This is a genomic window from Leyella stercorea (genome assembly GCF_021531655.1).
In genome coordinates this window covers 1-8,774 of record NZ_JADYUF010000071.1, presented here as the reverse complement: position 1 = coordinate 8,774, position 8,774 = coordinate 1, and the positions used below count along the sequence as shown (strand labels likewise).

Genomic DNA, 8,774 nt, shown 5'->3' with positions numbered 1-8,774 from the left:
ACGAATTTCTTCATTCTCGCTTCTTGTACTACTTTATCTGTCTTATGTAAATCTTTTCAAAGAACTCTTTCTTCATTCGCTTTTCCAGAACGCTTTTCAATCTCGTTTTGCTTGAGGTTTCGTTCGTTCTAGAAAGCGGATGCAAAGGTATGACTTTTATTTGAATCCCCAAAACTTTCACTGAGAAAATGCTTAATTTTATCAGTATTTTAACAGTTGTTTGCAATTCATGGTGTTTTGAGAGTGTCTACACATTATATTATATATATAAGACGGAGGGAATGGCGGAGGGGACGGATTGTGTCTGTTGTGAAAAGGAGTCCTTTTGGACTGCAAAAGGATTACATTTGGGAGGCAAAAGGAGTCCTTTTGGAGGGCAAAAGGGGTACATTTGGAGGGCAAAAGGAGTCCTTTTGGAAAACTACTGTTTTTACATCCGAAAACGACGGGAATTTTATGGGGTTAGGAGGAATAACCGCTCAGGCTACGGCGGGGGCGCCATAGCCTCCTATAATGACGCCATAGCCTCCTATGTTATTGCTAATTTGATACGGAATACGCCTTCGAGGGCAACTACAACTCACGCTATATGCTGCGCGACATAGGCTACGAGCGCGACTGGATGACCACAGCCGAACTCACGGGCGAGAGCAAAGACCACGCTCACTCATGGCGTATCGGTGCCAATTTCTGGTGGAACCGCCAGGGCATTCAGGCCAGTACGGGTGTATATGCCCACACTATCGAGTCCAATCCGGCTTGGCTCAACCACAACGGAAGCCAGGAGTTTGCAGCCAACACGGGTGGCGAGTACTACGACGGACACGAGACAAAGACGGCAATCTACCTCTCTGACGACTGGCAGGTGACCGACTGCTGGTGGCTCTCGGCAGGTGTACGCGGCGAATACTACGCTATGGGTGGCAAGAATGCATATGTTTACGCCATGCAGCATCCTAACTCACAGGACTTCGCCGGACCGTACATGCCAATCCTCGACGCCGTTAACATCCACCTGGGACGTGCCGGTATATTCTGGAACACACCTTGGATGAAGCTCGTTTCGCAGGTTTCGCTCATCCAGCAGTCAAATTACAAGAGCTGCACACAGTTCACCAACCCCAACAACTCGTCTGACGTAGTGACAATACCTATCACCAACGACGTGCAGACAATGGGCTGGACCACCGACGTAGTGCTCACTCCGTTCAAGGGATTCACCTTCCACGGATTGCTGACATTGCAGAACCCGAAGTACAAGAACTTCGACATCACACCCAACTTCAGCGACGGCACATCCAAGAAGTACAACTTCAACGACAAGATCACTACCGGCGTGAGCAAGACAATCATCGAGCTCGACCCGAGTTATCAGTTCGACAAGTTCCGCGTATGGGCAAGCTTCCGCTATCAGAGCAAGCAGTACATCAACAAGACCAACAGCCTCTACTTCAACGGACGTTGGGAAACATTCGGCGGTGTCGACTATAACATGAACAAGCACGTAGGCTTCTCTGTCAACGTTGTCAACATCCTCAACCAGAAGGGTTGCTCGGGCAGCATCGGTTCTGCCGACATCATCGAGGACGTATCGGCTTACAAGAACTACCTCATGGCTGGATCTTATATCCGTCCGTTCACTGTAGAGTTTGCAGCTCACATCAACTTCTAACATAACTGCGGAGGTTTATCGGCCTCCCAACATCTTGAAATAGTTTAAAATTGCACTATAGGCAGCCATAATATATATAAGGTATAAGTAGATTGTAACAGAAAAAGGATAAATTTGTAGATTGAAACTGAATAAGCAGCATTTGAAAGTTGAACCGATAACAAAAAAAGGACATCATCAAAAACTCTAAATCATTATACGTATGAGAAAATCATTTCTGACATTCATGCTTACATTGCTCGCTGGAGTACTGTTTGCACAACAACCGACAAAGGTGAACGTCGCTGAAGGCACACTCGAAGGCCTCAACGAATCGGGCATAAAGACATTCAAGGGCATACCTTTTGCAGCACCTCCCGTGGGCGATTTGCGATGGAAAGCACCTCAGCCTGTAGAGAAATGGCAGGGCGTGCGCCAAGCCAAGGAGTTCGGTCCCAACCCTATGCAGGAGAATATCTTCGGCGACATGAACTTCGGCACGAAGAAGATGAGCGAAGATTGTCTGTATCTTAACATCTGGACTCCTGCCAAGAAGATGAACGAACACCTTCCGGTACTCATCTACTTCAACGGCGGCGGACTGATGTGCGGCAGTGGAAGTGAGCCTCGCTATGCAGGCGACGCTATGGCTCGCAAGGGCATTATTTCAGTAACAGCCAACTATCGCGAGGGCATTTTCGGATTCTTTGCTCACCCCCAGCTCTCTAAGGAGACATCGTACAAAGGCTCGGGCAACTACGGTTTCCTCGACCAGGTGGCTGCCATCAAATGGGTTAAGGACAATATCGCAGCCTTCGGAGGCGACCCTGAGCGCATCACTATTGTAGGCGAGTCGGCAGGTTCGATGTCGGTAAGCTCGCTTATGGCATCGCCTTTGTGCCACGGACTGTTCGCTCAGGCTATGGGTTCGAGCGGTTCGGTTATAGGCACGAAGAAGGTTGCCACACTCAAGGAGGCTGAAACCCAGGGCGTGGAGATGACCAAGAAGATCGGATGCAAGAACATCAAGGAGATGCGCGCAATGTCGGCAGAGGAACTTATGAGCAAGGCTGGCGTGAAGAGCGTTCCTACATACAACGTCGACGGATATTTCTGGACAAAGCAACCATACGATGTGTTCGCCAATGGTGAGCAGACTAAGGTGCCATTGCTCATCGGTGGCAACAACCAGGAGATGAACGCCATGTTCATTCTGCGTGGCAAACCTGCCACAATAGAGAATTTGAAGGAAGCTGCCCGTGCCATCTACGGCGACGCTACCGACCAACTCTTCCAGCTCTACGGCTTCAACACCGACGCTGACGTTATGGGACAGCCGGGCAACAATCTCGCAGGCGACATCTTCCTCGACTACTCTACATGGAAATGGGGAAACATGCACAAGCTCACAGGCGGTCAGCCAGTATATCGTTATCGCTACTGCCATCCACGTCCCGACATGGTATTGAAGGACAAGGTGGCAGGTCTTGCAGGTGGAGTTCAGGAAAAGACAGCTGACACTCCTGCCGTTCCGCGTGCTCTCGGTGCTGTACACTCAGCCGACATCGAGTATGCCATGGGCACACTTCCTACCAATCGTGTGTACGATTGGCAGCCTGAAGACTACGTAATATCTGACATATTCAGCAACTACTACGTCAACTTCGTGAAGACAGGCAACCCCAATGGTCTCGGTCTCGTTGAATGGCCAACTACCAACGGCAAGACTATCGCTCCTGTTCTGCAAATCGATGCCAACACATTTGTAAAGGAAGACCCGAACATGGAGAAACGTTACGAGATAATGGATGGTTTGTTTTGGAAGTAAACATTTGTCTAATTCTCGTATAATTTCTTGCAAAAGTTTGATTATTCTGATTTATTGCTGTATCTTTGCCATAGGCTATAATACAATCAGTTATGAGACAATCAGAAGAACGATATATAAGTTTGCTGACCGATTTCGGCTTTAAGCGAATCTTCGGTACTGACCCCAATAAGGAGTTGCTTATCAACTTTCTCAACTCTCTCTTCAATGGAGAGGAGGTGATAAAGGACGTTAAGTATCTCAACAGTGAGAATGTGGGCGATGTATATACCGAGCGTAAGGCAATATTCGATGTCTATTGCGAGAACGAGCAAGGCGAAAAGTTCATTGTAGAAATGCAGAATGCCTACCAGACTTTCTTCAAAGACAGATCGCTGTTCTACTCTACCTTTCCAATAAGAGAGCAGGCACCTAAAGCATCTGACTGGAATTTCTGCCTTAAAAAGGTTTATGTCGTTGCATTGCTCAATTTCAAAATGAGTGATGAAGCATTCGACAGTTCGGACACAATCCACACAATAGCCCTGATGGATACCAAAACCAACAAGGTGTTCAATGCCAAGTTGATGTTCAAGTATGTTGAAGTCGGGCGTTTTGACAAGACTGATGAAGAGCTCACATCATTGTCTGACAAATGGATGTATGTGCTTAAGAACCTCTCGCATCTTGACAATCGCCCACCGTCTTTACGTGAAAAAATCTTCACAAAGTTGTTTAATGCTGCTGCTATTGCCCGCTTCTCTCCTACAGAACTGCGCGAATACGAAGACAGTCTTAAGGCTTATAGAGACATTAAGAACTCGTTGGATACGGCAAAGGAAGAAGGACGTGCTGAAGGAAGAGAAGAAGGACGTGCCGAAGGAAGAGAGGAAGGACGTGCTGAAGGAAGAGAAGAAGGACGTGCTGAAGGCATTGCAATGGTGGCAAAAATGATGTATGCAAAAGGCATGGATATTGATGTCATTGCATCAATGACCGGTTTGAGTACGGACGAAGTGGAAAGTCTGTGCAGACAATAAAGTATACAAACTAATTAAAGCCAAAAGAACAACATTATCAGGCATAAGCAACAGACCTGACAATGTTGTTCTTTTTTATTTACTGTAACTTCCAATTTAAAACATTGCATTGTGTATTTCTTGCTGTTATCGTTTTTTATCACGAACTTTGCCATTCGAAAACCATAACTTAATACAAAAAAATGATATCTAAAAACAAAACAATCACTCAACTGAAGCGCTTATTGTTCTCGCTTCTGTTGCCCGCTGCAATTACTACAGCCATTCCTTCGCAGGCACAGACCTGCACATCCAAGTTGCCACGCCAGCTGCGCATAGCTTCCTACAACATACAGCATGGCGTTGGTATGGACCAGAAACTCGACTACAAGCGCATAGCCGACGTACTGGAGGACATCAACCCAGACGTGGTTGCCGTACAGGAGGTTGACAGCATGACCCGTCGCACCGGCAACACCTATTCGCTTGGCGAGATAGCCGACCACATGCGCTACTATGCTTCGTATGCTCCTGCCATCAGTTTCGACGGCGGCAAGTACGGCATCGGCATTCTCTCGCGCAAACGTCCGATAAGAACCGAACAGCATGCGTTGCCCGGACGCGAGGAAGCACGTACGCTGCTCGTGGCAGAATTTGACGACTACGTATTTGCAGCAACCCACCTCTCGCTCACCGAAGCCGACCTTATGGCTTCGATAAGCATAATTGAGAACGTTGCAAAGAAATACAGCAAGCCGTTCATCATTGCCGGCGACCTTAACGCCCAGCCCGATTCACCATTCATAAAGCAACTTGAGAAGAACTTCTACATATGCAACAACAAAGGCAAATCGTGGCCTGCCGACAATCCACGTGAGTGTCTCGACTATATTGCCGTGTACAAAAGCTATGGCAATGTGCGCCGTCCGGGACCTGCCGAGAAAGGTTGGGAACAGTACAGGCCGTACGTCGGCGAGCCTGCCGTGACGCTTCACTCCGAAGTAGTGAACACTCTCGCCTCCGACCACCGCCCTATCTTTGCCGACATTGTGCTGCCAACACCCGTCGACAAGCTGCTTACGACGCAACCTTATCTGCAACTTGCCACCCCTACTTCAATGAACGTGATGTTCCAGACCAACAGCGTGTGCCATTGCTGGATAGAATACGGCACCGACACACAACATACACAGCGCGCACGTACCATACTCGACGGACAAGAGGTGTGCTATGACATAGAGAACAACATCAAGCTTGACAACTTGAAGCCCGGCACACGCTACTATTATCGCGTGTGTGCAATGGAAATATTGTACAAGGGAGCCTACTCCAACCACTTCGGTGCCGACACGCTGCGCACTCCGTTCTACTCATTCCGCACTCCTGCCATCAAAGACGAAGACTTCACGTGTCTCGTCTTCAACGACCTGCACGAGCACGGCGAGACTCTTGCCCACCTGAAGAGCCTTTGCAAGGACATCGACTATGACTTTGTGATATTCAACGGCGACTGTCTGTCCGAACCGCGCAACCGCGAGCATGCCATAAGCATGATACACAGTCTTGCCGATGAGGTAAACGGTGCTGAGAAACCCGTTATCTTCCTGCGTGGAAATCACGAGATACGCAACTTCTACTCGGCTGGAATGCACCACCAGATAGGCTACTACAACGACAAGACCTACAGTGCATTCACACGTGGCAACACCCGGTTCATGCTGCTCGACTTAGGCGAAGACAAGCCCGACTCGACGCCCGTGTATGGCGGACTGAACGACTTCACGCAGCTCCGCAACGACCAAGTGGAGTTTATAAAGAAGGAGTTGGCAAGCCGCGAGTTCAAGGCGGCACGCAATCACGTGCTCATCAGCCACATACCCGTATTCGGCAATACCGACAAATACCGTCCCTGCACCGAACTATGGGGTCCGATGCTCAGCCGTGCACCGTTCGATGTGGCGCTGGCTGCACACACCCACAACGCCAAGTTCTATCCTAAGGGCGTAGACGGATGCCGCTATCCCGTATATGTAGGAGGCGGATACAATAAGACGGATGCCACAGTGGCTGTGCTCAGCTGCCGTGGCGGCAAACTCAGCATGCGCATATTGTCCGACAATCCCGACACACGCTGGACTCTGAACGAATAGCAGCCCTACTCGTCGGCATACATCTGTGCGACGGCGTCGGCAAAGTTCTTCTCGGGTATGCATGCGTTATGGCGCACACGCAGACGATAATTGTAAATGGTCTGCGGCGAATAATGCAGAAACTCGGCTATGCTGACGCTGTCGGTGATGCCCATGCTGACGAGGCAAAGCACAATATTATTCTCCAGGCACTTCTGGTAGGCTCGCGTTATCTTGGCATGAGCTCTGACGATGTCAAAACTGCGGCCCTGATTGTTAAAGCTCTTGGCATTCTCGGTGCACAGCATGGCATAGTTGAAGGCACGCTCGGTGCCGGCACAGATGTATGGCAGGTTGACGATATACAGCAGCGACGAAGCCTCGCGGTTGGAGCAGCTGATGTCGTTGATGGCCGAGAGTATGAGATAATGCATAAATACATTTTCGTCATTTTTATTTCTATTGTATTGACGTTCAATGGCTATATACATATTGACATGAGTTCGAGGTCGGGCATATTGGCACGGCTTGCCACCTTCTGGCACAACGATGCGTAATGCTTTGCAGAATCGCTGTCAAACTTCATGTACTCGTCGTACAGGCGCTTATAGTAGTTGTAGCGTTCCATAGGGGTGACATAGGCTCCCATGGAGCGCTTTAAGAGATTGATGTTCTGCTGTTTCTGACGGTCGTAGTTGGCGCTGTTTGCCACGACGGAGTCAAGTCGTTGCAGGTCGGCTTCGATATCAAACTTCGTCTTCTGTGCCATTGTACTGACCGATGCGAGCAATGACACAATGATGAATAAAAATGCTTTCATTGCAAGAATTGCACTATTAGGTTTATAATTCGTGGCAAAGTCACACAAAATCAGCGAATTATAAGAATATAAAGTTGAAATGTTGTTGTGGTGTTATGGTGAGATAACATGCAACATTTTACATTCCACTTTTCAAAAGGAGTCCTTTTGGCTTCCAAAACGAGTCCTTTTGCTCCCTAAAAGGAGTCCTTTTACAACTCAAAACGAGTCCTTTTGGAATGCAAAAGGACTCGTTTTGAAACGGGCATTATTTATACTTGGATTTTCTACTCTTTATTCTTCTTGTATATGCCGTCTACAATGGAGTCGGCGAGCGAGATGTTGGGCACGAGGATTTCGTTGCACTTGAGCGACCGTGCTACGAGGAGGAATATCTCGGCAGCGGGTATTATCACGTCGGCACGGTCGTCCTTGAGCTTGTATTGCTGCATGCGCTCCTCGATGGAGAGCGGTGCCAGCTCGGCGTAGAGTTGCTTGAGCGTGTCCACGGGCAGCGTGCGCGAGTCGCCCTTGACGTGCGCCAGCTTGAAGAGACGGTTGATGTTGCCGCCCGAACCGATAATCTTGGTGTCGGGAAACTCCTCTGCATACTTCTCGAGCATGCGGCACATGGCGTTGCGCTCTTCCTGGGTCACGGCTCCGGCAAGCATGCGCAGCGTGCCCACGTTGAACGAGTGGCTCTCTGCCAATATGCCGTCGTGCAGCAAGGAGATTTCGGTGGAGCCTCCGCCTACATCGACGTAGGCATAGTTGCCTTCGGTACTGGCGGTGTTCTCCACGAGGTTGTTGCACAGCAGTTGCGCCTCCTCGGCTCCGGGTATTATCTCCAGACGGATGCCCGTGGCCTTCTCGATGCGCCGCATCACCTTCTTGCCGTTCTCGGCGTCGCGCATGGCCGACGTGGCGCAGGCGCGGAAGTGCTCCACATTGTACAGTTGCATAAACTCGCTGAATCCCTTCATCATGTGCATCATCATGCGCTGGCGCTCCTTCGAAATCTTGCCGAGCGCAAATACGTCCTTGCCCAGTCGCAAGGGGATGCGGATGAAGAGCAGTTTGCGTATACGTGACGACTCGGGTGCGTTGTCGTCGAAACTCTTTATGAGCAGTCTGGCTCCGTTGGAACCTATGTCTATAGCGGCTATGTTCATAATATACAAAATAAAGCCCTACCCCCGACCCCTCCCCCGTAGGGAGGGGAGTAGTATGTAATGAGGGTTGGGAAATGGGACATTAAATGGTTTATTATAACAGTTATTGAATTAAGAATCTATAATTGAGAGTTGTGAGATTGCCAAAGCATACAACTCCCCTCCCTACGGGGGAGGGGCTGGGGGTGGGACTTTTC

Annotated in this window: 7 protein-coding genes; 4 read left to right on the top strand and 3 right to left on the bottom strand. The window is 49.2% G+C overall.

From position 1 onward, the window contains the following. Positions 1-589 precede the first annotated feature (589 nt). The 4 genes from I6E49_RS13560 (at position 590) to I6E49_RS13545 (ending at position 6,627) form a co-directional block, all read left to right on the top strand. Positions 590-1,672, top strand: coding sequence for a hypothetical protein (locus I6E49_RS13560; protein ID WP_235402985.1), 1,083 nt, complete (start codon positions 590-592; stop codon positions 1,670-1,672). Between the two features lie 202 nt (positions 1,673-1,874). Further along, a complete protein-coding gene (locus I6E49_RS13555; RefSeq protein ID WP_235402984.1) occupies positions 1,875-3,479 on the top strand; it encodes a carboxylesterase/lipase family protein in 1,605 nt (534 codons plus the stop codon). Positions 3,480-3,571: 92 nt separating this feature from the next. Continuing rightward, positions 3,572-4,498, top strand: a complete 927-nt coding sequence (locus I6E49_RS13550) for an Rpn family recombination-promoting nuclease/putative transposase (protein WP_235402983.1) — start codon at positions 3,572-3,574, stop codon at positions 4,496-4,498. 182 nt (positions 4,499-4,680) lie between these two features. After that, entirely contained in the window at positions 4,681-6,627 is a 1,947-nt protein-coding gene (locus tag I6E49_RS13545; protein ID WP_235402982.1) for an endonuclease/exonuclease/phosphatase family protein, read from the top strand. A 5-nt stretch (positions 6,628-6,632) separates the two neighbouring features. On the opposite strand, the gene I6E49_RS13540 is transcribed toward I6E49_RS13545, so the two are convergent. The 3 genes from I6E49_RS13540 to I6E49_RS13530 all read right to left on the bottom strand — a co-directional run bounded on the left by I6E49_RS13540 (position 6,633) and on the right by I6E49_RS13530 (position 8,577). Beyond that, a complete protein-coding gene (locus I6E49_RS13540; RefSeq protein WP_235402987.1) occupies positions 6,633-7,040 on the bottom strand; it encodes a hypothetical protein in 408 nt (135 codons plus the stop codon). Between the two features lie 47 nt (positions 7,041-7,087). After that, positions 7,088-7,426, bottom strand: coding sequence for a hypothetical protein (locus tag I6E49_RS13535; protein WP_235402981.1), 339 nt, complete (start codon positions 7,424-7,426; stop codon positions 7,088-7,090). 266 nt (positions 7,427-7,692) lie between these two features. Next, on the bottom strand, positions 7,693-8,577 hold the full coding sequence (locus tag I6E49_RS13530) for a Ppx/GppA phosphatase family protein (RefSeq protein WP_293570905.1): 885 nt from the start codon (positions 8,575-8,577) through the stop codon (positions 7,693-7,695). Positions 8,578-8,774: the final 197 nt, after the last annotated feature.

Bases quoted from the DNA above. Each gene is read 5' to 3' on its own strand.
- I6E49_RS13560 (WP_235402985.1), top strand. From the start codon at position 590: ATGCTGCGCGACATAGGCTACGAGCGCGACTGGATGACCACAGCCGAA.
- I6E49_RS13555 (WP_235402984.1), top strand. From the start codon at position 1,875: ATGAGAAAATCATTTCTGACATTCATGCTTACATTGCTCGCTGGAGTA.
- I6E49_RS13550 (WP_235402983.1), top strand. From the start codon at position 3,572: ATGAGACAATCAGAAGAACGATATATAAGTTTGCTGACCGATTTCGGC.
- I6E49_RS13545 (WP_235402982.1), top strand. From the start codon at position 4,681: ATGATATCTAAAAACAAAACAATCACTCAACTGAAGCGCTTATTGTTC.
- I6E49_RS13540 (WP_235402987.1), bottom strand. From the start codon at position 7,040: ATGCATTATCTCATACTCTCGGCCATCAACGACATCAGCTGCTCCAAC.
- I6E49_RS13535 (WP_235402981.1), bottom strand. From the start codon at position 7,426: ATGAAAGCATTTTTATTCATCATTGTGTCATTGCTCGCATCGGTCAGT.
- I6E49_RS13530 (WP_293570905.1), bottom strand. From the start codon at position 8,577: ATGAACATAGCCGCTATAGACATAGGTTCCAACGGAGCCAGACTGCTC.